This window comes from Ruegeria sp. HKCCD7628, from assembly GCF_057221005.1.
Genome location: NZ_JBWVBA010000007.1, coordinates 178,593 through 205,559 on the forward strand (window position 1 = coordinate 178,593; position 26,967 = coordinate 205,559).

General features: G+C 58.3%; 26 protein-coding genes. 9 read left to right on the forward strand and 17 right to left on the reverse strand.

Going from position 1 to position 26,967, the window contains the following annotated elements; all coding sequences use genetic code 11:
* Positions 1-81 precede the first annotated feature (81 nt).
* The 6 genes from AC2TAD_RS15485 to AC2TAD_RS15510 all read left to right on the forward strand — a co-directional run bounded on the left by AC2TAD_RS15485 (position 82) and on the right by AC2TAD_RS15510 (position 7,319).
* Complete coding sequence (locus AC2TAD_RS15485; RefSeq protein ID WP_480868716.1) at positions 82-1,422, forward strand: FliI/YscN family ATPase; 1,341 nt, start codon at positions 82-84, stop codon at positions 1,420-1,422.
* A gap of 83 nt (positions 1,423-1,505) precedes the next feature.
* Positions 1,506-2,342 (forward strand): flagellar motor protein MotB, encoded by an 837-nt coding sequence (locus AC2TAD_RS15490; RefSeq protein ID WP_480868718.1) that lies wholly within the window; start codon positions 1,506-1,508, stop codon positions 2,340-2,342.
* A gap of 95 nt (positions 2,343-2,437) precedes the next feature.
* The gene (locus tag AC2TAD_RS15495) at positions 2,438-3,733 is read left to right on the forward strand and encodes a flagellar hook protein FlgE (protein WP_480868720.1); all 1,296 of its coding nucleotides are present in this window, start codon (positions 2,438-2,440) and stop codon (positions 3,731-3,733) included.
* A 33-nt stretch (positions 3,734-3,766) separates the two neighbouring features.
* On the forward strand, positions 3,767-5,218 hold the full coding sequence (flgK, locus tag AC2TAD_RS15500) for a flagellar hook-associated protein FlgK (RefSeq protein WP_480868722.1): 1,452 nt from the start codon (positions 3,767-3,769) through the stop codon (positions 5,216-5,218).
* Between the two features lie 2 nt (positions 5,219-5,220).
* On the forward strand, positions 5,221-6,228 hold the full coding sequence (locus tag AC2TAD_RS15505; protein ID WP_480868724.1) for a flagellin: 1,008 nt from the start codon (positions 5,221-5,223) through the stop codon (positions 6,226-6,228).
* Positions 6,225-7,319 (forward strand): flagellar basal body P-ring protein FlgI, encoded by a 1,095-nt coding sequence (locus tag AC2TAD_RS15510; RefSeq protein WP_480868726.1) that lies wholly within the window; start codon positions 6,225-6,227, stop codon positions 7,317-7,319. The genes AC2TAD_RS15505 and AC2TAD_RS15510 overlap by 4 nt, the downstream gene beginning before the upstream one ends.
* 54 nt (positions 7,320-7,373) lie before the next feature.
* Here the strand turns inward: AC2TAD_RS15510 and AC2TAD_RS15515 are convergent, their stop codons facing one another.
* The 10 genes from AC2TAD_RS15515 to AC2TAD_RS15560 form a co-directional block, all read right to left on the reverse strand.
* A complete protein-coding gene (locus AC2TAD_RS15515; RefSeq protein ID WP_170353798.1) occupies positions 7,374-8,021 on the reverse strand; it encodes a DUF1523 family protein in 648 nt (215 codons plus the stop codon).
* Positions 8,022-8,032: 11 nt separating this feature from the next.
* A complete protein-coding gene (locus AC2TAD_RS15520; RefSeq protein ID WP_170353799.1) occupies positions 8,033-8,299 on the reverse strand; it encodes a hypothetical protein in 267 nt (88 codons plus the stop codon).
* Positions 8,300-9,637 (reverse strand): DUF6638 family protein, encoded by a 1,338-nt coding sequence (locus AC2TAD_RS15525; RefSeq protein WP_480868729.1) that lies wholly within the window; start codon positions 9,635-9,637, stop codon positions 8,300-8,302.
* A gap of 241 nt (positions 9,638-9,878) precedes the next feature.
* Positions 9,879-10,175: a hypothetical protein gene (locus AC2TAD_RS15530; RefSeq protein ID WP_170755352.1), complete on the reverse strand. Its 297-nt coding sequence runs from the start codon at positions 10,173-10,175 to the stop codon at positions 9,879-9,881.
* Complete coding sequence (locus AC2TAD_RS15535; RefSeq protein WP_480868731.1) at positions 10,172-10,507, reverse strand: hypothetical protein; 336 nt, start codon at positions 10,505-10,507, stop codon at positions 10,172-10,174. The genes AC2TAD_RS15530 and AC2TAD_RS15535 overlap by 4 nt, the downstream gene beginning before the upstream one ends.
* The gene (locus tag AC2TAD_RS15540; protein WP_480868732.1) at positions 10,504-12,435 is read right to left on the reverse strand and encodes an AAA family ATPase; all 1,932 of its coding nucleotides are present in this window, start codon (positions 12,433-12,435) and stop codon (positions 10,504-10,506) included. Before AC2TAD_RS15540 ends, AC2TAD_RS15535 begins: the two co-directional genes overlap by 4 nt.
* A gap of 57 nt (positions 12,436-12,492) precedes the next feature.
* Positions 12,493-13,611 (reverse strand): hypothetical protein, encoded by a 1,119-nt coding sequence (locus AC2TAD_RS15545; protein WP_480868733.1) that lies wholly within the window; start codon positions 13,609-13,611, stop codon positions 12,493-12,495.
* The gene (locus tag AC2TAD_RS15550) at positions 13,604-13,888 is read right to left on the reverse strand and encodes a hypothetical protein (protein WP_170755348.1); all 285 of its coding nucleotides are present in this window, start codon (positions 13,886-13,888) and stop codon (positions 13,604-13,606) included. Before AC2TAD_RS15550 ends, AC2TAD_RS15545 begins: the two co-directional genes overlap by 8 nt.
* Before the next feature lie 93 nt (positions 13,889-13,981).
* Positions 13,982-14,158, reverse strand: a complete 177-nt coding sequence (locus tag AC2TAD_RS15555; RefSeq protein ID WP_480868735.1) for a hypothetical protein — start codon at positions 14,156-14,158, stop codon at positions 13,982-13,984.
* 135 nt (positions 14,159-14,293) lie between these two features.
* The gene (locus AC2TAD_RS15560) at positions 14,294-15,373 is read right to left on the reverse strand and encodes a hypothetical protein (protein ID WP_480868737.1); all 1,080 of its coding nucleotides are present in this window, start codon (positions 15,371-15,373) and stop codon (positions 14,294-14,296) included.
* 249 nt (positions 15,374-15,622) lie between these two features.
* Here AC2TAD_RS15560 and AC2TAD_RS15565 point away from each other — a divergent pair, with 249 nt between their 5' ends.
* Entirely contained in the window at positions 15,623-17,098 is a 1,476-nt protein-coding gene (locus AC2TAD_RS15565; protein WP_480868739.1) for an NAD-dependent succinate-semialdehyde dehydrogenase, read from the forward strand.
* Between the two features lie 123 nt (positions 17,099-17,221).
* A complete protein-coding gene (locus AC2TAD_RS15570; RefSeq protein ID WP_480868740.1) occupies positions 17,222-19,405 on the forward strand; it encodes an esterase-like activity of phytase family protein in 2,184 nt (727 codons plus the stop codon).
* A 73-nt stretch (positions 19,406-19,478) separates the two neighbouring features.
* Here AC2TAD_RS15570 and AC2TAD_RS15575 read toward each other — a convergent pair whose 3' ends face one another.
* From AC2TAD_RS15575 to AC2TAD_RS15605, 7 genes are all read right to left on the reverse strand, one after another.
* A complete protein-coding gene (locus AC2TAD_RS15575; RefSeq protein ID WP_480868741.1) occupies positions 19,479-19,721 on the reverse strand; it encodes a glycine zipper 2TM domain-containing protein in 243 nt (80 codons plus the stop codon).
* 255 nt (positions 19,722-19,976) lie between these two features.
* Positions 19,977-20,444 carry an Hsp20 family protein gene (locus tag AC2TAD_RS15580; protein ID WP_480868743.1) on the reverse strand — a complete coding sequence of 156 codons (468 nt, stop codon included), beginning with the start codon at positions 20,442-20,444 and terminating at the stop codon, positions 19,977-19,979.
* A 120-nt stretch (positions 20,445-20,564) separates the two neighbouring features.
* On the reverse strand, positions 20,565-21,377 hold the full coding sequence (locus AC2TAD_RS15585; protein ID WP_480868745.1) for a trypsin-like serine peptidase: 813 nt from the start codon (positions 21,375-21,377) through the stop codon (positions 20,565-20,567).
* Entirely contained in the window at positions 21,374-22,165 is a 792-nt protein-coding gene (locus tag AC2TAD_RS15590; protein ID WP_234899436.1) for a trypsin-like serine peptidase, read from the reverse strand. The genes AC2TAD_RS15585 and AC2TAD_RS15590 overlap by 4 nt, the downstream gene beginning before the upstream one ends.
* Positions 22,166-22,283: 118 nt before the next feature.
* Positions 22,284-23,606: a glycolate oxidase subunit GlcF gene (gene glcF / locus AC2TAD_RS15595; RefSeq protein WP_480868747.1), complete on the reverse strand. Its 1,323-nt coding sequence runs from the start codon at positions 23,604-23,606 to the stop codon at positions 22,284-22,286.
* Positions 23,607-23,610: 4 nt separating this feature from the next.
* Complete coding sequence (locus AC2TAD_RS15600; protein ID WP_480868749.1) at positions 23,611-24,711, reverse strand: FAD-binding protein; 1,101 nt, start codon at positions 24,709-24,711, stop codon at positions 23,611-23,613.
* A 22-nt stretch (positions 24,712-24,733) separates the two neighbouring features.
* Positions 24,734-26,182 carry an FAD-linked oxidase C-terminal domain-containing protein gene (locus AC2TAD_RS15605; RefSeq protein ID WP_480868751.1) on the reverse strand — a complete coding sequence of 483 codons (1,449 nt, stop codon included), beginning with the start codon at positions 26,180-26,182 and terminating at the stop codon, positions 24,734-24,736.
* An 81-nt stretch (positions 26,183-26,263) separates the two neighbouring features.
* Here AC2TAD_RS15605 and AC2TAD_RS15610 point away from each other — a divergent pair, with 81 nt between their 5' ends.
* Positions 26,264-26,962, forward strand: coding sequence for a DUF599 domain-containing protein (locus AC2TAD_RS15610; protein ID WP_480868753.1), 699 nt, complete (start codon positions 26,264-26,266; stop codon positions 26,960-26,962).
* Positions 26,963-26,967: the final 5 nt, after the last annotated feature.

The window sequence follows — 26,967 nt, forward strand, 5'->3', positions numbered from 1 at the left end:
TTCTCCCTCGATCAATTTCAATCAAGGCTTAACCCCGATTCCTTTAGAAACCGTTTTCAGAAACCCGTTGGAGAACCCACGATGTCCGATCTCGACCCAAGCTTTCTGAAATCCGAATTCGACCGTCTTTCCGCCGTGCGCCATATGGGGCGTGTGTCCGGCGTGACGCGTGGAGTTGTTGAAATTCTAGGACTTGAAGGGCAAGCACGGATCGGCGATCACCTGACCCTGCGGCGGCGCAACGGCCCCGATCTGGCCGGAGAAGTGCTGCATGTCGAATCGGACCTGATCCACATGATGCCCACCGCCGCACCTGATGGCGTTTGTCTGGGCGACCGGGTGATTCTAGAGCAGACGCCTGAGTTTGCGCCGGGGATGCATTGGCTGGGGCGGGTGATCGATCCGTTCGGGAAACCACTGGATGGCAAACCTCTGCTCTCTGGTACGCAGGAGCGCGTCATCATGCAGGCCCCGCCCCTCGCCGTGGCCCGAAAACCTTTGGGCATACGGATGGAGACCGGGCTGGCCATGCTCAACACCATGCTTCCGGTGGTGCAAGGGCAGCGCGTTGGGCTGTTTGCGGGTTCGGGCGTGGGCAAGTCGACGCTGTTGGCCACGCTCGCCAAGTCGATGCAGGCGGATGCGGTGGTGGTTGCACTGGTCGGTGAACGTGGGCGCGAGGTGAATGAATTCGTCAAACACGCGCTGGGGCACGAGGGGATGAAACGGTCGATTGTGGTGGCCGCGACCTCGGATCAGTCGGCGTTGGCGCGCAGACGCTGCGCTTGGTCGGCAATGTCCGTGGCCGAGTATCTACGCGATCAGGGGCTGAACGTCCTGCTTCTGGCCGATTCGGTGACCCGCTTTGCCGAGGCGCATCGCGAAATCGCCGTCGCCATGGGCGAATCCCCGTCCCTGCGCGGTTTCCCTCCGTCGGTCACGCCGCTGATCGCCGGTCTGTGCGAACGGGCCGGACCGGGGACGGCGGATCAGGGCGATATCACCGCCGTGTTCAGTGTTCTGGTGCCCGGATCGGATATGGATGAACCCGTGGCCGACATTCTGCGCGGCGTTCTGGACGGCCATATTGTCCTGAGCCGCGAAATTGCCGAGCGCGGGCGATTCCCGGCCATCGACCTCAGCCGCTCAGTCTCGCGCAGCCTGCCGGGTGCCGCGTCCGAGGATGAAAACCGCATGATCGCCGAGGCCCGCAAGCTGGTCGGCAGCTATGAACAATCCGAGGTGATGATCAAGGCGGGGCTCTATTCCGAGGGCGCGGACCCGCTACTGGATCAGGCCGTGCGGGTGCATGAGGAACTGGATGCTTTCTTTGCTAAATCTGAATCAAATGGGATCAAGAACAGCTTCAACCACCTGCAGCTGATCCTGCGACGGGCCGGGTCCACGCTGGCGCGACAGTGAAATCCGAACAGTTTTAAGTGTTAAGCCCACCTTAAGACCTGCCCGGCTACCCCTGTCGTCGGGTGATAGAAAAGGTGGTGGAGATGGGTGCGCAATCCAATGCGGCGCCAATCATCATCAAGAAGAAACGTGTGTCAGGTGGCGATGGCCACCACGGTGGCGCGGGGAAAGTGGCATATGCCGACTTTGTCACGGCCATGATGGCGTTCTTCATGTTGATGTGGCTGCTGAATGCAACGACGGGACAACAACGCAAAGGGCTGGCGGATTATTTCTCGCCAACGATTCCGGTGAATCCAGTCTCGGGCGGAGGCGACGGGGCCTTTGGCGGCAACAATATGTTCTCGGAATTGACCATGGTCATGGATGGCTCGGGTGCCAGTCAGCGCAGCCCCACCGCCGCCCGTCAGGCACGGGGGTCGATCGGTGTCGCCAATGAAGGGGGCAAGCAAAGCACCGAGGAGTTCTCGACCCTTGAAGCGCGCCTTATGGGACGAACCGGAGAGAGCATGGTCTCGGACAAGGTGCTGAAACACATTGTCACGCGCCTGACCGATGAAGGGTTGGTGGTCGAACTGTTCGACACTGAGGATCAACCTCTTTTCGAATCGGGCAGCGACACACCGACTGCGATCATGCGTGCTCTGGCGCTATTGGTTGCCCGTTCTTCGGACCTTGTGACCAATGATATCGCGGTTGAGGGTCACGTTGGCTCGTCTCCGGTCGTGGTGGCCAGTAATCCGGTTTGGACAGTATCGACATCTCGGGCGCAGAAAGTGCGTCAGATACTTCAGGATAAAGGTGTTCCACCTGTTCGGCTGGATCGGGTTACCGGTCACGCGGATCGCGAATTACATGATGAGAACCCGATGGCGGCGCGCAATAACAGGATCGAGATCATCTTCCTGCGCAATTCCTGATAGGAAAGGATAGGACGCATTTTACCTGTTAGCGCTGTTAAGGCCCAGCGCGTTAGCTGTTGCATCAAGGATTGACGCAACAGAAGGGCGTGCCCATGACTATTTCATCTTCATTGAATGCTGGCGTGGCTGCATTGAAGGCCAATGCAAATCGGTTGGCAACGATTTCCGACAACATCGCCAACTCGTCCACATTTGGGTACAAGCGGGTTGAAACTGATTTTCATTCCATGGTCACGTCTGGCCAAGGCGGCAGCTATTCGGCGGGCGGTGTGCGCACCACCAGCCAGCGACTGATCGACCAGCGCGGCTCGCTGGTAACGACGAACAACTCGACTGATCTGGCAGTACGCGGGCGTGGGATGTTACCGGTGCGTCCCAGTTCCCAGATCGCGGGTGGTTCGAACGAGATGTTGTTGACCACAACCGGTTCGTTTCGCACCAATGAAGAAGGGTATCTGGTCACCGAATCCGGTTTGGTTTTGCTAGGCTGGCGGGCAAATCCTGACGGGTCCATCCCGGCAGTACCACGGGACACGCCCGCCGCGCTGGAACCCATTCAACTGAGTGTCAATCAGTTGTCTGGCGCGCCAACCACGCAGATGAACCTGCGTATGAACTTGCCTGCTACCGCAACCGATGCGGGGGCATCTGGGGACAGCCAACCTCTGTCCGTCGAATATTTTGACAATCTGGGTAAATCGGAAAGCATCGATATCGAACTGGTGCCCACCGTTCCCGCAACAGGATCCAGCAACGAATGGACCATGATCATGCGCGATTCGGCTTCGGGCGGCGCTGTGATCGGGGAGTATACTTTGACCTTTACCGACAGCCGGACAGCAGGCGGCACCCTTGCCAGCGTCACGGCAGTTTCGGGCGGTGCTTATGACCCTGCCACCGGCAGCGTTGTGGTGAACACGGCGGGCGGCCCGATGGAGGTTAATATCGGCCAGATCGGCGACGCAGATGGTATCACACAGTTGTCGGATACATTTGCGCCGGTTTCGATCACTCGGGATGGGTCAGCTGTGGGAACGATGACCAGTGTTCAGGTCGACGAGAATGGCTATGTCTACGCGTTTTATGACACTGGCGTCAGCCGCCGTATGTTACAGATTCCGTTGGCAGATGTTCCAAATCCCAACGGCTTGACGGCATTGGACAGCCAAACCTATGCACCGTCGCGCGAAAGCGGCACGTTCTTTTTGTGGAATGCGGGTGAAGGTCCGACGGGTGATCTGGTTTCTTTCGCGCGCGAGGAATCCACCACCGATGTCGCGACCGAATTGACCTCGATGATCCAAACGCAGCGGGCTTACTCTTCAAGCGCGAAAGTCATCCAGACGGTCGATGAGATGCTGCAGGAAACCACCAATATCAAACGCTGATTTCGGCGCTAACCCAGCGAAAGGACCCGTGCCATGAACATGTCGACGGCCCTGAACAATGCCATTGGCGGTCTTACGGCCGCCAGCCGCGGCGCCTCGGTAGTGTCCGAGAACATCGCCAACGCGCTAACGCCCGGCTATGCACGCAGAAGTTTGGAACTGACGACGAACACGATTTCTGGCCATGGCGTTAGAACCGTCGGCGTGGTTCGAAACCAGGATCCTGTGCTGACAGCCAACCGCCGCACCGCAGATGCCGAACTGGCACGTCAATCGACCGTTTCAGGTTTTCACAGCAGATTGGAGGGACTTGTCGGCACCCCGGATGACGCCACATCCCTTGCAACCCGTCTGGCCGATTTCGACGGCGCCTTGATCACCGCGTCCAGTCTGCCCGACTCGTCAGAGCGTCTGGATCAGGTTGCCCGCACGGGTCGTGATCTCGCAAACAGTCTGAATGCTGCCTCGGAAGGGCTGCGTGATCTGCGGTCGGACGCGGATCGGTCAATTGGTCGATTTATCGACAGGCTGAACCAGACGTTGACCGACATTGAGGCATTGAATGCCAAAATTCCCGCCGTCAAATACGCCGGTGGTGAGATTGGAGCCTTGCTGGACCAAAGGCAGGTTCTGATCGATCAAGTCAACGAGGTTATTCCAGTTAATGTTGTGCCTCGGGCCAATGATCAGGTGTCCATCTACTCGGATGGAGGGTTGATCTTGCTTGAAGGTACAGCAGCCGAGTTTACGTTCACCACAACTGGCGAGACCAAGCCCCATATGACTGTGGCAAACGGCTTGTTGTCGGGCCTGCAGATGAACGGAAACCCGGTTCGCACCAGCGGTGACAACGCGCAGATCATAGGGGGTGCTCTTGCCGCTGAGTTCGAAAGCCGCGATGAGCTTGCTGTTGAGGCCCAGGGTAATCTGGACACGGTCGCGCGCGATCTGATCGAGCGGTTTGAAACACCGGGTCTGGACCCTACGGCGCTGGCCACCGATCCAGGGTTGTTCACTGATGAAGGCAATCGTTTTGATCCGACTGCGCCTGCCGGGCTGGCCTCGCGGATTAACCTGAATTCCATTGTCGATCCTGACAACGGCGGCCAAAGCTGGAAATTGCGCGCAGGCCTAGGGGCAATAACCCCCGGAGACCCCGGAAACGCCACGCAATTGCAGGCGTTCGGGGCCGCTCTATCGCAAGCGCGACCGGTAGCCGGATCCCCTTTCGGGACCGGAGACATGCGCGCATCCGACCTGACCGAGGCGCTTCTATCCAGGACCGGTGCGAATGCGCACACGGCCAGTCAACGTCTGGCTTTCGCCAATAGCGCCCAGCTCGAGATGACCAAGATCGAAGCAGAACAAGGCGTGGACACGGATCAGGAGCTTCAGCGTCTGATCCAGATTGAACAGATCTATTCAGCGAACGCGCGGCTTATCTCGGTCGTGGATGAGTTGATGGAAACATTGCTGAGGTTGTGATCATGACTTTGACATCTATAGGTGATTTGGCGCGCGGCCTCACTCTGAAAAGCCGCGCAACCGAAATCAAAACCCAGATCGAAACTCTGTCCTACGAAATGTCAACGGGCAAAGTGCAGGACGTCAGTGGCCGTCTGGACGGGGACTATTCTCATCTGCTTGATCTCGATCGCAGTCTGTCACAGCTTGAGGCGTTCAAAGTCTCAACTGCCGAGGCCAGCTTGTTCACCGATGCCATGCAGCTAAGCCTGACGACGATTGACGACTCGGTCGGAGAGATAACCGCTGCACTTTTGTCTTTTGGCACGTCCAATCAAGCGGTTACCCACGAAAACGCTTCGGTACTGGCAAGGAATGAGCTGGACACGATCATGTCAGCACTGAACACCCGTGCCGGGGGGCGCAGTCTGTTTTCAGGCACAGCAACGGATGTCTCACCCTTGCCGACCGCAGACACCCTTCTGACAGCGCTTGAGGCCGAGTTGACCGGGTTGGTCACGGCAACAGATATTCAGCAGGCGGCGGAAGACTGGTTCAATGACCCTACGGGGTTTGACGCGGTTATTTACCAGGGTTCGGCGGCAACGCTTTCTGCGATGCAAATCTCTGAGAATGAAAGCGTCAACATACCGGTAACTGCGACCGACCCGGCGCTGAAGGCCGCGATCAGGGACATCGCTGTCGCTGCTCTGGTTTCGGATAACGCGTTGAACCTACCCCGCGATCAACGAACCGCGCTGTTCAAGCAGTTGGGTGTCGATCTGGCCAACACGCAAAATGAAACAGTAAACCTGCGCGCTCTGGTCGGCGCAGCAGAAGCCCGAATTGATCAGGCGGCAACACGCAACAGCGCAGCAATGACAAGCCTTGAATTCAGTCGAAACGAACTGATTGCCGCGGACCCTTATCAAACCGCTGCGCAGTTGCAGACAGTCCAGTTTCAATTGGAAAGCCTGTATTCCGTAACCGTTCGCAACGCGAACCTGTCACTGGTGAACTTCCTGAGATGAGAGTTCTGGTTTTCATTTTGATGTTGCTGCCTGGCCTGGCCTCGGCCGGAGCGATCCGGTTGAAAGACTTAGTGGACTTTGATGGTGTTCGGGGAAATGACCTTGTCGGCTATGGCCTTGTGGTTGGCCTGAACGGAACCGGGGATGGGCTGCGCAATTCCCCATTCACCGAGGAAATCATGTCCAACATCCTCGAACGTTTGGGCGTGAACGTGAACGGTGAGGATTTTCGGCCCAAGAACGTGGCCGCCGTGTTGGTAACCGCCAGCTTGCCACCATTTGCCAGGGTCGGTGGCGAGATTGATGTGACGGTTTCAGCCATCGGGGATTCCAACAGTCTTTTAGGAGGCACCCTGATCATGACGCCCTTGAACGCAGCGGACGGTCAGATCTATGCGGTCGCCCAAGGCACCGTTCTGGCAGGTGGTGCCGCTGTCGAGGGCGAAGCCGCGTCTGTCGTGCGCGGGGTTCCAACCTCTGGCGTCATCCCCTCTGGGGCGAGGGTCGAGCGCGAGATTGATTTTGACCTTTCGTCACTGACACAAATGCGGCTGGCGCTCAGAGAGCCGGATTTTACTACTGCTGGCCGGATTGAGTCTGCAATCAACACGGAATTTAATCGCCCCGTTGCCATCATGCGAGATTCTGGCACGGTGGAGTTGAACATTGCCGCGACACAGTCGATCTCGACTGCGCATGCGTTGGGTCGGATCGAAAACATTCTGGTCGAGCCGGAAACCAAAGCGCGCGTCGTCGTGGATCAGCGCTCTGGCACGATTGTCATGGGTCAAGAAGTCCGCATTTCGCGCGTTGCAGTCTCGCAGGGGAACCTGACCCTCACGGTAGAAGAAGCACCTATTGCAGTACAACCCAACCCGTTTGCGCGTGGTGAAACAGTTGTTGTCCCCCGAACGATCGCCGGGATCGAAGAAGAAGAAGGGACTGGTTTGGCCGAAATCCCCGAGGCAACAACCCTATCAGAGGTTGTTGCCGGCCTGAACGCACTAGGCGTTTCCCCCCGCGACATGATCGATATTCTGAAAACGATCAAAGCCGCTGGGGCATTGCACGCGGAATTTGTAGTGCGTTAAGGGTGCGGCGGGTCCATGGGCCCCATCTTACCTTTTCCGAAAGAAGAACGGGCATTACTTGGATTTCCAGCTGTCCAGCCACTTCCTGAACCTGCTGCTTTGCTCTCCAATCGCATCCCCGGCGGCGTATAACCCGTCTTCGACGTTTTCGATCACAGGATCGACTCGTGCCGCGCGGAACCTGCGCCAACGCACCCATATGGCCCAGACGATCGCGAAAAAGACGGTCAGGAAAATGATGTTGAACCAAGGGATCAGCCGCACATCGGGGCTATCGACCGGGCGAACAGAAACAGCATTTGGAAAGATCGACATTAGCTGATTACGCCAGCCGTAATGGCGCAGCACCACCCATTGAGGGTTATCCGCAGTCGAGACCAAATTGGTCAGTTCGGCCTGCAGGTTCGAACTATCAAGCTTGAAGTAAGGTGGCCATCCCCAACCGGTATCTTCATTGCGGTAAACACGCGGTTTGCCATTGGGGCGGAAGGTTTCCACAAAGCGCACATCGCGATTGACGGTCTGCGCGCCCTCTTGCCCGGTGTCCTGCTGCGCCCAGAAGATCGAGTTCTCACCGAAATCGACGCGCCGCACCTCGGTCTTGACGATCCGCACCACATCCTGCTGCGGCAGGGTGTATTCCAGAACCGAGGCAACAAGCCCCCAGAAGACGATGATGAATGCCCATTTGATATAGACCATCTATTCGGCCCTCACATGAAATTTGTTATATAGATCAGCAGGGCAATGCCCCCCAGCGGGATGACATAGACACCCAGCAACAGTTTCTTTCGAAACGAGTTATCATACTGCCGCATCCCCCGCTGTAGAAATGCGTCACGATCGCCGTGCAGCCCTTTCTTTTCCCAATGTGCGATCAGTTTACGACGGCGTATCAGACGGGAATAGATCGACAACCCGACATAAATCACTGTCAGAATGACCAGTAAGGGGATCAGAAAACGGATTGCGACGATCATTCAGCTTCTCCCTACCGCGCCCCAGGGGCCGACCCGCGCGATGACCGCGTCGCTGACCCGGTCGGTGCCGCTCATGTCCGGTTCATGGCCAAACAGCGCGGCGCGGGCACCGGCCTTGTCCACCTGATACTCGCGCGCGAGGAAGTCGGCAACATAGGCTTTCTTGGTGTCCGGCCAGGTGGAATAGGTCCGGTAGAACAGCTCTTTGTGGCAGATGAACATCTGGCGCGGGTCCAGCGGGGCCAGCTCGGCCAGCAACATGTTCACCAGATCGCGGTTCGGCGTGTCGGCCGCGCGCAGCGTATAGAAATAAGCTGGGTGGTCCGAGGTGATCCGCGGCCACGGCCCTCCGTCACTGGCCCAGCGCAGCAACTGGGCCAGGCCATGATAGGCCTCGGGCAAGTGATCGGCGTGGTTGCGGGCCAGACGGCGCATATCGCTGCGGTCCAGCCCGGTCAGGTCAACGCCTGCGTCGGCGGCGGCATGGATGGTCAGGAAATCCATCTTTTGCTGCAACACAGCAGCCGAGTTCACGCCGCGCGCCTCGATGATGGTCTCGACCAGAGAATTATCGTTCAGGAAGGCCGCAATCTGGTGCCGTTGCACCGGATCGAGCACGTGGTTCAACGGCAAATCATCAGCCCGCTCGCCCATGCAAATCGCCGCCGGATAGTCCAGGTCAGGGAACAGGTAGAGCCCGCCGAAATGCGCCGTCCAGAAATTGCGCTGTTCGAACGCAGTGTGACGCAGGTGAACGGGGTTTCGGGTGACGTCCCCGGTTTCTTTGGCGGTTTCGATCATTTTGGCGATCAGCACATCGTCGAACCAGGCGTCCTCTTGGGTTTTGAACTGTTCGACCATACCTGCAAGTTGTTCAGCCCTGCGCAGAGTACCGCCCACCGTGTCGGCTTCAATCTCAATCTTGCGTAGGTTCAGAAGATCGGCGGACGTGGTGAGTTTGAAGACCGAGTTCACCAGCTCTCCGGCCACCGCATCCGTGGCGGTCAGGGCGAACAACTGCGCCTCGTTCATCTCGATGAACTCGCGCAGAATATCGCGCGAGGTCGAGAATTTGACGTTCAGCAACGGCGCGCGTTTCTGTTCGGTCGTCAACAGGATGAATTGCCGGTTGACCCCGTTGGGGTTGAGGTAGAGCGGGTCCTCCAATTCCTGCCCCACTTCGGGCGAATAGCCCGAGATATCCACATGGAAATCTGTCAGATCAGTGGTCTTGCCCGCCAAATGCTGCAACGCGCGGTTATACCGCTCGACCAAGGCCGGGCTGGAAATGTGGACGAGGTTGCCAAACATCAGGCCTTTTTCGATGAGACGGATCATGGAAGATACCTTTTGAAAACCCATCGCTCCAGAAGAAGCAAAATTGATAAGATCACGCCGAGGAAACACCCAAATACTAGGAAGCTGAGAAAAACTTCGTTTGGTGAATCCGTTGTGCCACAACTACGAATGACCCGGAAGTTTTCGGGCATCAGCCCTTCCCAACCGCAAATAGTGGTGGTCATAAATACAGCCAGAATGACTGCAAATAAGACTGCGGCGATGATCACTCTCAAGTTCGTCACCTCATCATTCTATTTAGACGACCAACAACCACAATTGCCAGCACCAACAGTGGCAGCGCAAACGCCCGCGCGGTGATCTGCAAGTTGAAGCCGATATAAGACACCACACTGCCTTCAAACAGGATCAGGGTCTCGTCCCACGACGCGCCTTCAAAGCCGCTGCCTGCATTCACACCGAACTGAGTCAGATACAGAACCGCAACGGCGCCCAGAAATCCGAACACACCCCAACGCAGGGGCAGGATCAGGCCCAGTACAAGCGCCAAACCAGAGATTGCGAGAGTTAAAGTCATGTCATTACGTCCTTTTTCCGGCGATGCGTGACTGCATACGCTCCGCCGGCCAAGATCATTGCGGGGACGAACCAGAACAACGCCTGCGCAAGAAGATGTGAAGGGGCCTGACCCGGACCAAAGGCGTGGACCAATGAGGCGGGGCGCAGGACCGAGGCACCGTTGATCCAGATTTCAAACAACGCGCTCCAAACGTAAGTAACCCCGAAAATAATTAGCGCCATCATTGCAAAGGCGGGCCGGGCAGCTGCGCGGCGACGCGCGACCGTGATGCCGAAAAACAGGCACGCGCCGATCAGCGATCCGAAGATCAAGATCAAGCCGCCGGTCATGTTTTCCCCTTCAGATACCGCCGCTTGGCTTCTTCCATCCGGCCCATTTCGCGGACGGCGTTCTCGATGGCGACCTCGTCGCTCTTGTCGGCATAGCGGAATTCACTGTCGGCATAGCGGTTGATTTCCTGCATCACCATTTCCACCGTGATCGGCTGGCGCAGGTCCTCGATCATTGCTTTCTTGGTGTCGTAGTCGCGGAACAGGAACAGTTCGGGGTTCTCCATCCACTCATCAGGCAGTTCGAAATCCATCGCGCGGACCTTGACCGCGTCGGTGATGTTCTTGATGGCGCGGCCCGTGAACCGCTCATCCGCTTGCTGTATCGCCTTGAGATAAGTGCCCAGCTTGGCGATCGTATCCATCTGGCCGATCTCGCCGGAGACCCGGTCATAGACCTGCATCAGTGCATCCTCATGCGGGCGCGCATGGCTTTCGAAACTGGCGGCGACGGCCTTTTTGATTTCTTGCGCGGCATAAGCCTCGTGCTCGCCCAGCGGGATGTCGTGGTTGCGGCCCATCAGCAGATGCAGAATGTCGATGTAGTCCTCGCGCGTCTGGGGACCGTCCACCAAAAACCGCGCTCCCGCCCGCTGGCGCAGAGCATCGTCCACATTCTCAGGGTAGTTCGAGAACATACCAAAGGTGCAGTTGCCGCGTACAACGGTGTTGGCACCCGCAAAGCTCTCCATCAGCACAGCGGTGATTTCCAATTGCCCGGCTGAGGACTGCCGGTCGCCGCGTTTGCCTGCCAATTGGTCGATATCATCGATGGTGCCAAAGCCGATAACCGAGGGGTCGATGATCGTGTTGATAAACGCCTTGGCGTTCTGGCCGGATTTGCCCTGATAGCTGTCGATATTGTCGGTGCTCAGGTTTTGATAGCGGAACGGATAGCCCGCGTTCTGGCAATAATCGTTGATCAGCCCGGCCATCATTTGGATCAGGGTGGTCTTGCCTGTGCCCGGTTTGCCGTCGCCCATGAAGGTAAAGATGAACCCGCCGAGTTCCGCAAACGGGTTCAGGCGGCGGTCAAAGTCATAAGCCATCAGCATCTTGGCCAGCTTCATGGCCTGATATTTGGCGATGTGGTTGCCCACCACCTCGTTCGGCTTCTTGAACGTCATGGTCAGGGTGGTGGATTTGGCCTTGGAGGCGGGCTCGAACCCCCGGATCGTCAGGTCGTCGGCCTCAATATGCCACGCGGCGTTCTGGAACGGGGCCAAATGATCCGCCGACTGCGCGCGCAGGGCAGCCTTGTCCATCAGTTGTTCAGCATAGGCGCTCGTGGCCGCGATCAGATGCACATCATCGGGGGCGTGTTTTGCCAACACTTGATCCAGTTCCCACAGGGCACCATGCAACGCAAGCTGGCCATTGTCGGTCAGGACCTCTTCGATCTCGCCGAGGTCGACGGTGGTCTCGCCCAGATGCGAAGACATCAGGTAGGCCAGCGCATTCCCGAAGGTATGGGACGTGATCAAAGCCTCAGCCGTCAGCAATTCCGAGAATTCTGTTTTGCGCGCGGCGGGCAGATCCCCCGCCAGGTTGGCGCGTTTAAGATCGGCCAGCGGGGTCTGTTCCGCATAAGCCTCGGCCACGGCCAGAGCGATCGCAATCGCCCGGCGAATGGCTTGCTGTGTTGTGGCTTGCGGTGGCGAGACCAGTGTATCGCCGTCGTCCGAAGCCTCGATCCGCTCAACCAGATGCACCCCGTCCGCGCGCGCGGTGCGCCGCGTCACCAGCCCCGGCGTCGTGGATCGAAACCGCCGTCCGGTCGAAACACCCGGAGACCGCTCAACCGCTGCCTCAACCGGTTTGGCAATCCGCGGCGCGTGTTCGAACCCGTTCAGCAAAGCGGTCGCTGCCGGGTAATGCTTGCGAATGTCGTCTTCGCGCAATTCCATCTGATCTGACGTCAAACTCATTTAAAAAACCGCCGTTGCTTCTTCTGTTCAAAAATACTTCCGCCCGATGCGAAAAAACTAGTATCTCAACACCTGCCCGGTCTTGCTGACAACGAATTTGCGCACATCAGCAAACCCTGGCGGGCTGCGCTCGGCCAGCACCTGAAACGGGCGCTGGGGCAGGATGATCGACCGCTGCGTTTGCGTCGCTCCGGTCTCGGCCCCCTGCCCGCCGAACGGGTCCAAGGCGAACACCTCTCGCTCGACGGTCGAGAACCACCCAGCGCGTTCTTCGATTACGTCCTCGCTTTCCAACTGTTCCATGGTCCAGGCCAGCGCCCAATCCTGACCTTCGGGGGCCTGCGCGTCCTCCAGCACTTGCCGCAGGGGTCCGGATTGTTCCGTATAGGCCGAGGAATACATCGGGCCCACATGGATGCGGCGCAGGTGTTTGGGGTGCAGGTCGTCAAAATCCTGATCGAAGCCCGTGGCGATCGTCACCAGCTTCAGCCCGCCCAAAGACTGCGCCATCAGATGCGCCTGTACCTCGGGCCAGCGACGCTGGTCCTTGGGCAGGGCCGTGCGCCCGCTGTCTTCCAACTTCATCATGTAGATGACTGGCAGGTTGATCTGGCTGTCATAAACCGCCCAGTGGATCAGAAACTTGCGCCGATCCCCTTCATTCCCGATCCAAAGGCATTCGGGATCGTTACGGGCCCAGAACAGCTGTCCTTTCAGCAATTCCTCGTAATAGAGCCTTTGCGACAGTGCGAATTGCAGCTTGGTCGGTATCTCGCGGTCGCCAATGATGGTGCGTACCATGTCGGTTTTCAGATCGTCGGCTGATGGCATATTGGCCAGATGCACCTGCGCCTGCTGCGCGTCATTGGCCATGGTCAGCAACTCGGCCGCCACCGGAAACCCGCTGTCGCGCTTGTCCATGGCAAGGCTGCCAAAGAACCGCCCCGTATCACGCCCGACCAGCAGGTATTTCATGGACAGTGCCCGGAACGTATAGAGCAACCCGGAGAGGTAGCGCGACACGATCTGCACCTCTTGCTTGCTGATCGCGCCCTCGGCCTCCATCGTCGCGGCCACGCGAAGGAGGTGGACGGTGATCACCTCGAATTTGCGGAAGTAGCGACGCGAGGCGAAGGTGTCGGTCAGGCCGACATGGTCTTGAACGGGGTTAGTCATTTGGGGGCTTTTTGTAGTTTTCGCCAAACATGTGCCGGGCATGATCTTTGCCATACAAAAATTCGATGCCTTCGCCCAACCCGTAGTTTCTGAAACTTTCTAAACAGAGTTGAGCGGCCCCTAGGAACGCAACAATCACCCCCATAGCTGCAGCTACCGAGCCGATCGAGATCGCAGTTTTATTCGCGAAACTGATTCCGAACGTGAAAGCGACCCCGCTGGAACAAGCTGCAACGAGGACAAACAATCTCAGAGCTTTCTTCTCAAAATCGTTCATCCGCCGCACAAACTCCTAAAGCTTTTCTTAACAACCACTTTTAGCCCAAAAGGGGCAAAGGTGCCGTTCAGGCTGACACGCTCTCGGGTGGGGTTAGTCATGCATCACCACCGCCAAAGCCACCAAAATCCCGGCCGGGCGACTGCCCGCCATCGCCATGGTTGTTGGTTGGTACGCTGTTAATTCCTTGCGACCTGCGAAACATCTCCAACCGATAGGTAGACCAAATAGCTCCGAGAGCACCAGCACCGCACAATAAGTAGAATCCATTCACCATCATCGTCAGAAAAAAGATTAGAAAAGCGAGCCCAATTGCACCCCAAACAAGCTCACCGTTTCGCTCGACCCACGTCTTGCTTTTGTCTTGCTCCAAGAAAAATGGCATTCGTCGCAACCAGCCTTTTCTTATCCACCATACAAATTCTTATCATGCTTCTCGACAATCGCCGCGAACCGGCGGGCAAAGCGTTCATCCGCCTTGGCTTTTTTCTCCAGCACGTCGCGGGCAAAGACCATGTGGCCTTCGTGCGCCTCAAGCATGTCGGCCATTTTCTGGTTGGTCGCTGTGCCGATGGCCGCCATGGCCGTCTGCGCCTCTTGGTCGGTCTGCACGCCGATCTCGTTGATGCGGTGGGCCACGTCCTGCTGCTGCGCGGTTTTCAGCGATTTGGTCAGGGCATCGTACAGCACCACGCGCTGCTGCGTGTCTGTCTGCAGCTTGTTGATCAGCACCATCTGCGTCGCCGCCTGGTTCTGCAGTGAATCGACCCAGGTCTTGCCCTTTTCAATGTAACGCTCCAGCGTCTGAGACTTAGCCAGCTTGACCTGCTCTTCCTGAACCTTGGCGTTGTATTGCTTGTTCAGTTCGGCCAGCTCGGTTTCAAGCTGAGTGCGCGCGGCGGCGTCCTGTTCGACGCTGATCTTGTTTTCCAGCGTAATGATGGTCGGGTCCATGCCCTGGATTTCAGCCCGCAATGCTTCCAGTTCGGCCACTGTCGCCTCACGATCATCCAGCGTGCCGGTCAGGTTGTCCTCGACCTTCACGCGCTGTTCCTCCAGCACGGACAGCTGCCCTTCCAGCAGTTTCACGATCACGTCGGATTTGGCGATCAGGTCCTGCAGCTTGTCGTCGATATTGGCGGTGCGCATCCGCTCCTGCCGCATGGATTCGGACTTGCCCTTGGCGAAGATGCCAACAAAACTCTCCCACCCGGTTTTCGAGCGCATCTCGTCGAAATCCTTGGAGAACGCGTTGGTGACGTCATCCAGACCCATGATCAGCTCGGCAATATTGGCGTTCATCACCTCAGTATGGGCGTGCACATCTTCCAGCGTAGCGTTTTCGATGTCGATATCGGCCTCGGCCGTGCCAATCTTGGCCCGGGCGTCGTCAATGCGCGAGGTCAGGTTTTCGATCTGCGACTGGCTTTCGCGGACTTTCGCCTGCGTTTCTTCGATCAACGCGTCAAATCTATGGTTCGACATCTGCACTATCCCCTTTTTTGTTCAATTACCCAATAAGATAGGGAATGTTACATCTATTTACATCCCCCGAGAGACAAAGTTCCTGCAAACTGTGGCAAACTCGGCCCGAAAAAGATAGGCGCGATCTTTCGCGCCCGAGTGCCGCTTTTGATCAAATCTGGATTGATCCCTGCCGGGTTGTGGACATAGACATTCCAGACCCCACCTGTTTGTGTGCGACAACTCTAAATTCCTGCCGGAGGCCAAGCTATGCTGGACACGACAACCGATCTGAAATCCATCCTGAAAAACCCCGATCTCCTAGCAACCAAGGCCTATATTGGCGGTCAGTGGGTGGACGGCGACAACGGCACGTTTGCCGTCACGAACCCCGCGCGCAGAGATGTCGTGGCCGAGGTCGCGGACCTAAGCCGCGCGCAGGTAGCAGGTGCGATTGCGCAGGCCGAGGCAGCGCAAAAGGAATGGGCCAAACTGACTGGTAAAGAACGCGCAGTTATCCTGCGCCGCTGGTTCGACCTTATGATGGAAAACGCCGAGGATCTGGGCAAGATTCTGACCGCCGAACAGGGCAAACCGCTGGCTGAAGCGATTGGCGAAATCGGTTATGGTGCGTCCTTCATCGAATTCTTCGGCGAAGAGGCAAAGCGGGTTTACGGTGAGATGATCCCGGGCCATCAGCGCGACAAGCGGATCATGGTTCTGAAGCAACCCATAGGCGTTGCAGCCTCGATCACGCCGTGGAACTTTCCCAACGCGATGATTACGCGTAAAGCCGCGCCGGCACTGGCGGCCGGATGCGCCTTTGTTGCGCGCCCTGCTAAGGAAACACCTTTATCTGCACTGGTCATGGGCGTTCTGGCCGAACAGGCTGGCATTCCGGCGGGCGTGTTCAACGTGCTGCCGTCCTCCAGCGCCAGCGAGATCGGCAAGGAGTTCTGCGAAAACCCCGGCGTGCGCAAACTGACCTTTACCGGCTCGACCGAAGTGGGCCGTATCCTGCTGAAACAAGCGGCCGATCAGGTCATGAAATGCTCGATGGAGCTGGGCGGCAACGCGCCGTTCATCGTGTTTGACGACGCAGATCTGGATGCCGCGGTCGAGGGCGCAATGCTGTGCAAGTTCCGCAACAATGGTCAGACCTGTGTCTGCGCGAACCGTATCTACGTGCAGGCAGGTGTCTATGACGCTTTCGCGGCTAAACTGAAAGCCGCCGTTGAGGCGCTGAAGATTGGTGATGGCCTGTCCGAAGGCACGACCACGGGCCCGCTGATCAACGCAGAGGCGGTCGCCAAGGTCGAAGAGCATATTAAGGACGTCACCGATAAGGGCGGTGCCGTTTTGACTGGGGGTCTGCCGCATGATCTGGGTGGCACCTTCTTCCAGCCCACCATCGTAACTGGCGTGACGCAGGACATGATGGTCGCGCAGGATGAAACCTTCGGCCCGCTGGCCCCGCTGTTCAAATTCGAGGACGAAGATGACGTGATTGCCATGGCCAATGACACGATCTTTGGTCTGGCCTCTTACTTCTATGCCAAGGATCTAAGCCGCGTCTACAAGGTGGCCGAGGCATTGGAATATGGCATAGTCGGCGTGAACACGGGCATCATCTCGACCGAGGTTGGGCCTTTTGGCGGTGTCAAACAATCCGGTCTGGGTCGCGAAGGCAGCCATCATGGAATGGAGGACTACCTTGAGATGAAATACGTCTGTCTTTCTGTCTAACTCTTCGCGGCCACTGCCCCGGTAGTGGCCGCGTTTGTCACAAAACTGAAGCCAAACTGTCACAACACCGCAACGATCCCGGTCCATCCCCCTCGCATCCGAGTGAAAAGAGGAAACCCACCGATGTCGTTGCGCACTGTCTGCCTGACATCTGCCCTTGCTCTGACTGCTAGTCAGGCCTTGGCAGAGATGAATTTCAACCGAATTGCATCCTTCCCCGTGGTGAAAAACATGGCCGAAGGCGCGGACACCACCCGCGAAACCTCGCCCGAGATCATCGCGGCGACCGCAGATGGCATGACGCTGGTCTACACCGACAGCCCGCTGGGCGTGATCGGCATGGTCGACATCACCGATCCCGCGAACCCTGCGCCCTTGGGTGCGATGGAGGTTGGTGGCGAGCCAACCTCAGTCGGGATCGTTGGCGCAAATGCTTTTGTTGGCGTGAACACTTCGGACAGCTATACCGCCCCGTCGGGCAAACTTATATCGGTCGATATCGCGGGAAAGGTGCAGACCGGCGCCTGTGATCTGGGCGGTCAGCCAGACAGCGTCGCCATCGCTCCCGATGCCAGCTTTGTTGCTGTGGCGATAGAAAATGAGCGGGACGAAGACCTCAACGATGGCATCATCCCGCAGCTGCCCGCAGGTGAGCTGGCGCTGGTGCCGCTAAAAGATGGCGCGCTGGATTGCGCAGGCATGAAAATGGCCTCGCTAACCGGCCTGGCCGAGGTTGCGCCCACCGATCCCGAGCCCGAGTTCGTGGATATCAACGGCCTTGGCGAAACGGTCGTCACCCTGCAGGAAAACAACCACATCGCGGTTGTTGCCAAAGACGGCACCGTGATCAGCCATTTCTCGGCCGGCAGCGTGGATCTGGAAGGCATCGACGCCACCGATGAGCGCGGCGCGCTGATCTTCACCGAAAGCCAGCCGGGCCGCCTGCGTGAACCCGACGCGGTGAAATGGATCGACGACAACCACTTCGCCACCGCCAACGAAGGCGACTACGAAGGTGGCTCGCGCGGCTGGACGATCTTCCACAAGGACGGGACCGTTGTTTACGAAAACGGCACCGATTTCGAAAAGGCCATCATTCAGATTGGCCACTACCCTGACAAACGCTCGGACAGCAAAGGGGTCGAGCCGGAAAGCGTGACCGCAGCCACCTTTGGCGGTACTCCGATGATCTTTGTGGGAGCCGAGCGCGCCTCGGTCGTGGGGGTCTATGACGCCACCGACCCTGCGAGCCCGGTTCTGAAACAACTGCTGCCCTCGGGCGTTGGTCCGGAAGGCTATGTGGCAATCCCCGAGCGGAACCTGCTGATCTCGGCCAATGAAAAAGACCTGATCGAAGATGGTGGGCCGCGTGCACATGTGTCGATCTTCGAATATCAGGATGCGCCCGCCGCCTACCCGCACCTGACATCGGAAGGCGCGGATGAGCTGATTGGATGGGGTGCGCTGTCCGGTCTGGTCGCGGATGAAGACGGCATGATCTATGCGGTCAATGACAGCTTCTATGGCTTCCAGCCCTCGATCTTCAAGATCGACCCCAGCCAGCAACCCGCCCGCATCGTGGACGTGATCCGCATTCATCGTCAGGACGGTAACCCAGCGCAGAAGCTGGACCTTGAGGGCATCACGCTGGACGGCAAGGGTGGCTTCTACGTCGCATCCGAAGGTCGCACTGACCGTGTGATCCCGCACGCGATCTACCACGTTTCAGCCGAGGGCAAGATCAAGGATCGCAAAGGCGAGATCGGCTTGCCTGCCGAGTTGATGGCGGTCGAGAAACGCTTTGGCTTCGAGGGCATCACCCGCGTCGGTGACACTCTGTGGATGGCTGTTCAGCGTGAATGGAAGGACGACCCGGAAAACCACGTGAAACTGGTGGCCTATAACCTTGAGACCAAGGAATGGGGCGCGGTTCACTACCCCAAAGCGGACCCGGATACCGGTTGGGTCGGCCTGTCGGAAATCGTGGCCTTCGGCGACCATGTCTATGTGATCGAGCGCGACAACCAGCACGACCATCACGCCGTGACCAAAAAGGTCTATCGTGTTCCACTGTCGGAAATGACCCCTGCCCCGCTGGGCGGCCCCCTGCCAGTGGTCAGCAAGGAAGAGGTTCGCAACCTGCTGCCTGATCTGACCTCGACCGGAGGCTATGTTCTGGACAAGATCGAAGGTCTTGCCATCCTACCCTCGGGCGAGGCGTTTGTGATGACCGACAATGACGGCGTCGACGATGCCTCGGGCGAGACGATGTTCTGGTCGATCGGGTCGGTGACGGCTGGGAACTGAGGCACATATTCCTAAACTATTGGCGCCGCGCATTACCTGCGCGGCGCTAAACTTTTCAGCATGTAACTCTTAGTCAGTTGCAAGCCGACTGACCTGCATACATTCCAAGTCCAGCACCTGCCGCAGTCGCCAGTGTTTGGCCTGATCCGCCGCCAAAGCGATTACCGACAACGCCACCAAGAGCCGCGCCGCCCAAAATACCTGCTGCGCAACGCGCATCGTGTTGGACCCGGGCCTGTGTTGGCGTCGTTGGCGCCCCGCACGCCGCCAAAGCAAGCGTGCCCACAAGCAGGCAAGATATAGTTACTTTCTTCATTTCAGATTCCTTCCATTCACTCGCACTCAGTTGTCCTTACTTTTGGTCATGTAAGTCCCAACGAATCCCTACCCACCACGGAACTGACCCAGATCAAGATGGCTGGGTTCAAGTAGCTCGTTGAACATTCAACCTCTGCACTATTGCGCAGGATAGATATTGGTTTGGGGAACAACGCCCCGCGTCTGGAGGAACGCGGGGCGTGCAGTCTGCGATAACCCCGAGAGGCAGGACTATCGCGGTGGTCGGACGGCCTTAGTTCACGGCTTTGGCGTCAACCACGTCCTTTTCGATGGCCTGACCAGACGAAATCTGAATCCGGCGCGGTTTCAGCGCTTCGGGCACCTCGCGCTTGAGGTCGATGTTCAGCATCCCGTTCTCATGGCTGGCACCAGTCACGCGGACGTGGTCGGCCAGCGCAAAGCGGCGCTCGAACGCACGGGTGGCAATGCCACGGTGCAGGTAGGAACGGTCCTTGTCCCCGGCAGCTTTCTTGCCGGCCACGATCAGGGCGTTTTCTTTTACTTCGACCGACAAATCGGCCTCGGCGAAACCAGCGACAGCGACGGAAATCCGATAGGTGTCGGCATCGGTTTTTTCGATGTTATAGGGCGGATAGCTGGGCTGAGCCACGTCATTGGTCAGAACGCGATCCATCATGTCGGCGATCTGGTCGAAACCAATGGTGGCGCGGTGAAGCGGTGCAAAATCAAAACTACGCATGTGGTGTATCCTCATCTGAGCGATCTACGATATGCCCTCCGGTTTGGACGGGCGCTTGCTGTGTCAGGCCCCATCATTGGCGACCCGATACAGTTCAGATGGGTAACGATTTGACCGAGTTCAACCCCCGCCCGAGCTGATGAATTTCGCGCCGGAATTGGACTTGCCCGAACCGACCTGCAAGCGTCGGATCTCGGCTTTGGGTTGCGGCGCGTCCCGACGCAGCGCGGCCTTCAATTCCGACACTATTCCGGACAATTCCGTCCCGAACCCGACCTTTTGCCGCCCGTCGCTGCCGACCGCGGATACGACGGAGAGAATCTGCCAGCGTGACCCGCTCCGGGCCAGCAAGGCCGAACCGGACGACCCAAAGGTGATATCGCAATTGAACGTGATCAATCCCTGATGGCGCTGCAGAATACGACAAGAGCGTTCCCGCGTTATCGCCTCGGACCGGCCGCGCCCGTACGAAGCAAGGCTGACCTCATTGCCCAAAACGCGCCCGCTGTGCAGGGCGAAAGGATTGGCCACCGAATACGGGATCGGCTGATCCAGCCGCATCAGCGCAACGTCAATCCGAACAGCCTCGGCCGATAGCCCACCGTGCTTGGTATAGTCGGGATGAATGGCGATCTGTTCGACTTTGCGCTCGGCCAGTGCCTCACCATCGCTCAGCCCAGCCCGAAATGTTAACTGGCCGGGTGCATATAATTGCCCGGTTCCCCGATCCAGCGCACAATGGGCAGCGGTCAGGACAATATTCTGCGCGATCAGAGTTCCGGTGCAAAAACCTCGGTTGCCGATATCCAGACGCCCCACAGCCTCCCAACCGTAAAGATCATCCCGGTCGGTCAGCTTTCGCTTTGCGCTCTGTGCAAAAGATGCGGTCGCTAGGCCGATAAGGCACAAAGCAGTCAGCAATGCACGGATCATGGTTTGACGAACCTTGCGCCAACATTATTTCGCGCGGCGCCCTGCGGGGTCTTGGCGATAAAGCCACGCCCCGCCGACAATTCCCTTTGCAGAATGGTCAGAGAATCTTCGACCGTTGTTCCGACCGCCACGCGCTGTCCGTCAAATTCTGCCTTTGCGGCGACCACGGACACAATGCGAGGACGATCACCCTCGAAGGAAAATACTGGCGCACCAGAGGACCCGAACTCTACGTCACAAGACATGACAAGAACGTCGGATCTGCGGCTCATGACTGAGCACACCTCTTGCAGAGCCGGAGCTTCGGCCCTGTCTCGCGCGTAGGATACGACACCAACCTCTTCGCCTCGGGCAGGGCGATCACCTGTTTCAAAAGGAATGACCGTTGTGTTTCGGATCGGTTGCCACAACTCGATCAGCGCAATGTCACTGCCGATGCGGGCTGCGGTCGCATCTTCGCCATACTGGTATTTCGGATGCACAACCGCTCGACGCGCGGCGCGATAGGCAGATGCGCGCCCAAGTCGCCATGCGGCCAGAAACTCGACATCAGACAAATCCACACGCTGACCTGTGGCTTTGTCAAACAGGCAATGCGCGGCCGTCAGGACCAGCGTCGGAGAGATCAACGTTCCTGTACAGAACCCCGTTCCGCCAATATCCAAGCGTCCAACCGCCATCCACGCGCGGCCCGCATCAGTCGTGTCCAGGCTTTTCAACCTGGAATCCTGGGCCATCGCAGCCATCGGCATCAAAGCCAGTGTCAGAACCTTCAACCAGTGTCGCAAGCGCTTCTCCGACGTTGCTTGGTACGTTTCCTCCTACGCGCCACGTGGGGCGAAATTAGGGCGCTTGCTTGTCGGGTTGAATCCGATCGCGACAGTCTAGCACTGCCGCATCAGATACCTACCTTAAGATCGGCACCTCTCGGTCTGGCCTGCGGTCCTGCTGCATAGCCCGCGGCAGCGGACCTCCGGTCGCCCAATCAAGCAGTTCGACCGTATGCAGAATCGGAACCTCGGTGGCCGACCCTATTTGCATCATACATCCGATATTGCCTGCGGCAATAACGTCGGGGTTCTTGGCCTCCAACGTTCTAACCTTGCGTTGTTTCAGCTTGCCCGAGATTTCGGGCTGCATCAGATTGTACGTACCCGCGCTGCCGCAACACAGATGGCTGTCGGCGGGTTCAACCACTGAAAAACCCGCGCGTTTCAGCAGATCCTTTGGATAGGTCTTGATCTTTTGACCATGCTGCAGCGAACAGGCCGCGTGGTAGGCGACGGTCATGCCCTTTTCTGCGCCTTCAGACAGGTCCAACTGCATCAGCACCTCGCTGATGTCCATGGCGATATCCGACACTCGCGCCGCGTCCTTGGCCAAGGCGTCATTGCGGAACATATGCCCGTAATCCTTCACGGTCGTCCCACAACCCGAAGTGTTGATGACGATGGCATCCAACCCGTCCCCGTCCATCTCGGCCACCCAAGCGCGGATATTGGCAGCGGCCGCTTTGTGGCTGTCATCGGACTTGCCCATGTGATGCGTCAGCGCCCCACAACAACCCGCGCCCTCGGCTACGACAACCTCACACCCCAGCCGGGTCAGCAGGCGGATGGTGGCATCGTTTATATCAGTGTTCAGCGCCTTCTGAGCGCATCCCGTCATCAGCGCCACACGCTTTTTGCGCGCACCCTTGGGCGCAAAGCTTTGCGGATCATCATTGCGACTGACCGGAGGGATATGTTTTGGCGCCATATCCAGCATCGCCCGCAACCGCGCATCCGGCATCAGGAATTTGAACGGACGGCCCAGCTTAGCCCCGATCAAAGCCCACCGGAACCGCATCGGATAAGGCAGGATCTTCGCCAGCACCCAGCGTAAGGCGCGGTCGGTGAAGGGACGTTTGTACTTCTGCTCGATATATTCGCGCGCGTGATCGACCAAATGCATGTAATGCACACCGGATGGACAGGTGGTCATGCAGGCCAGACAGGACAGGCAGCGGTCGATATGTTTGACCGTTTTTTCATCCGGTACACGCTCGTTCTCCAGCATGTCCTTGATCAGGTAAATGCGCCCGCGGGGGCTGTCCAACTCGTCGCCCAGCACCTGATAGGTGGGGCATGTGGCGGTGCAAAAGCCGCAATGCACACAACTGCGCAGAATCTGGTTCGAGCGCTGGATCGCCGGATCTTGCAGTTGTTTTTCGGTGAATGTCGTCTGCATCGGCCTACCCCATCAATCCCGGATTGAACAACCCGCGCGGGTCGAAACGCTGACGAATGCCCTGTGTCAGAGCCTGAATCCCGGCACTTTCCGGCTGGAACCGCCCCAGGGCCTCAACCGTTTCGGCCGCTGCCCTGACCAGGGTCGCGTGGCCGTCAAATGCCCCAAGACGTGCCCGCAGGTCGTCCCCTTTGCGCACCAGCGCCCAGATCAGCCCGCCGCCCCAATCGAACAGAGTCTGATCCGCCCCAAGCCGCGCCGCAATCCCAGGCGCATCCGAGGGTTTGACCGAGATCCGCCATACATCTCCTTCATGCCCGTGAAACACCGATACGTCCCGAATGGCCTGCCAAATCTCGGCCGAACCGTCGCGCTCCGCGACATCCCCGTATTCCGCCAAAACCGACTTTAACTGCCCAACGCGATACGCCACTGAGTCAGCGAAACCCTCAATTCTAAGCAAAGCATGACCGTCTTGCGGATCAAAGGCCGCACCCGAGACCTCGAAAGGGGATTTCAAGGCCGCAGACAATGCCCCCACCGCACGGGATCCATCCGCAACTCGCACTGCCAACGTCGCCACCGCCTGTGGCTTGGGCAGCACTTTCAGCGAAACTTCGGTCAACACACCCAATGTGCCCCACGACCCGCCCATCAGCTTGACCAGATCATAGCCGGTGACGTTCTTCATCACCCGCCCGCCATTCTTGACCACTTGGCCCTTGCCATCGACATAGCGCACACCCAGCAAGAAATCGCGACATGCCCCGGCCTGAATGCGGCGCGGGCCCGAGATATTGGCGGCCACGACACCGCCAATGGTCGGTGCACCATTCGTACCCAACAGACCGCGATGATCCATCGGCTCAAACGGCAGTTGCTGCCCTTCGGCCTCCAACGCGGCCTCGATCTCGGCCACGGGGGTGCCGGCTTGCGCCACAATCGTCAGCGCGCCCGGTTCGTACAGGGTGATCCCGCTAAGTCCGCCGGTTTCGATAGTCATCTCTGACCCGCCGATCCCACGGGTACCGCCACCGGCAATTCGCACGGGATCCTGCAGCCCGGCCACTGTTTCGGCCAGCTCGGCCTCAGTCCTGGGTTTCATCATATTTCTTCTTTATTAGAGCCTATTCTGCAGCGATCCGCGCCTCGCGGCGGGGCTGAGAAACATCCAATGGGAACACCTTGGCCGGGTTCAGCAACCAGTTCGGATCGAATACATCCTTGACGGCCATCTGCGCCTCAAGATCCTCAGGCGCGTATTGATGCGACATCAGATCCCGCTTTTCGATGCCCACACCATGCTCGCCGGTCAAGCAGCCGCCCACATCCACGCAGAGCTTTAGGATATCCGCTCCGAACGCTTCGCATTTCTCAAGATCGCCGGGTTTATTGGCATCGAACAGGATCAGCGGGTGCATATTGCCGTCGCCCGCGTGGAACACGTTGCCCACGCGCAGGCCATACTCCTCGCTCAGCTCTCCAATACGGCGCAAAACCTGCGGCAATGCCGAGACCGGGATGGTCCCATCCAGACACATATAGTCGTTCATCTGACCCATCGCGCCGAAGGCCGATTTGCGCCCTAGCCAAATCTTGGCGCTTTCTTCTGCGGACTGACTTTCGCGCAGCTCGACAGGGTTATGCCGCTTGGCAATCTCAATGATCTTGGACAGCTGATAGTCGATTTCGGCCTCAGAGCCTTCGACCTCGACGATCAGCAAGGCGTGGCAGTCGGGGTAGCCGGCCTGAGCAAAGTTCTCGCACGCCTTGATACACAGCGTATCCATGAACTCGATCGCCACCGGCAGGATGCCAGATTTGATAATGTCAGAAACACATTGCCCGGCGACTTCGTTATCATCAAACCCCATCAGCACGGGCCGCGCGCCTTCGGGTTTGCGCAGGATGCGCAGCGTCGCCTCGGTCACGACACCCAACTGTCCCTCGGATCCGCAGACCACGCCCAGCAAGTCCAGCCCGCCCGCGTCCAGATGCGCGCCACCGATTTCGACCACACTGCCATCCATCATCACCATCGTGACGCCCAGCAAGTTGTTCGTGGTCACACCGTATTTCAGACAATGCGCCCCACCCGAATTCATCCCGATATTGCCCGCAATCGCGCAGGCCAGCTGCGACGACGGGTCGGGGGCATAGAAGAAATCATCTTCTTCCACGGCACCGGTCACACTCAGATTAGTACGGCCGGTCTGAACGCGGATGAAGCGGTTATCATAGTCGGTTTCCAGAACGTCATTCATTCGGGCAATGCCAAGAATGACGCTGTCCGCCGTGGGCAACGCCCCACCTGCGAGCGACGTGCCCGAGCCGCGCGGCACCACCGGCACGCCCTCTTCATTGCAGATGCGCAGCACGTCCGAGACCTCAGACGTCGTAGACGGTAGTACCGCCAACATCGGAGGGCAGCGATAAGCCGTCAGCGCGTCGCACTCATAAGCGCGCGTCTCGGCCGGGTCGTGGATCACCGCATCTTCTGGCAAAACCTGCTGCAATCGGCGCAGAACCACGTCCTTTCGACGCAGGATGTCGGGATTTGGCTTTGGCATTTCCATGGCGGCCCTCCAGTTTGGTAAAATAATATTACCAATTTTCTGATCTGGCAAGTTCTAACGTCACAACTTAGTGTCACGCTTATGTCCTGGATTGATCAGTCTCTGCCCTTCGCGCCACTCGATTTTGTCGGCATCGCCCTGCTGATCGGCGCGTGGCTGTGGATCGGCTGGCGGATCGAAAACCCGCCCCCTGAAAAACCCTCGGTTGGGATGATCATGGATGGCTATCGCCGGGACTGGATGAAGGAAATGGTCACGCGTCAGCCGCGTATGTTTGACGCGCAAGTGGTGGGCACGATGCGACAGGGTAGCACATTCTTCGCCTCGACTACGATGATCGCCATCGGGGGCGGGCTGGCCCTGTTGGGCAATACCGAACGGTTGGCAGGACTGGCGCAGGATCTGGCCCTGGGGACCGCACCCGCGTTGGTGTGGGAGGTCAAGATCCTGATCATCCTGTTGTTTTTGGCCAATGCCTTTCTGAAATATGTCTGGGCGCATAGATTGTTTGGCTATTGCGCCGTGCTGATGGCCGCCGTTCCAAATGACCCCGATGATCCCACCGCTTATCCCCGTGCTGGGCAAGCAGCCGAGATTTGCGTTACCGCCGCCCGCGCCTTTAATCGCGGCCTGCGGGCGACGTATTTCGCACTGGCGGCCGTGGCGTGGATTCTAGGGCCTGTAGCTTTGATTGCGGGGACCGTAGCAACACTGGCGATGCTGTATCGGCGCGAGTTCGCATCGTATTCGCGCACGGTGCTGCTTAACACCGGATCGTGATCACC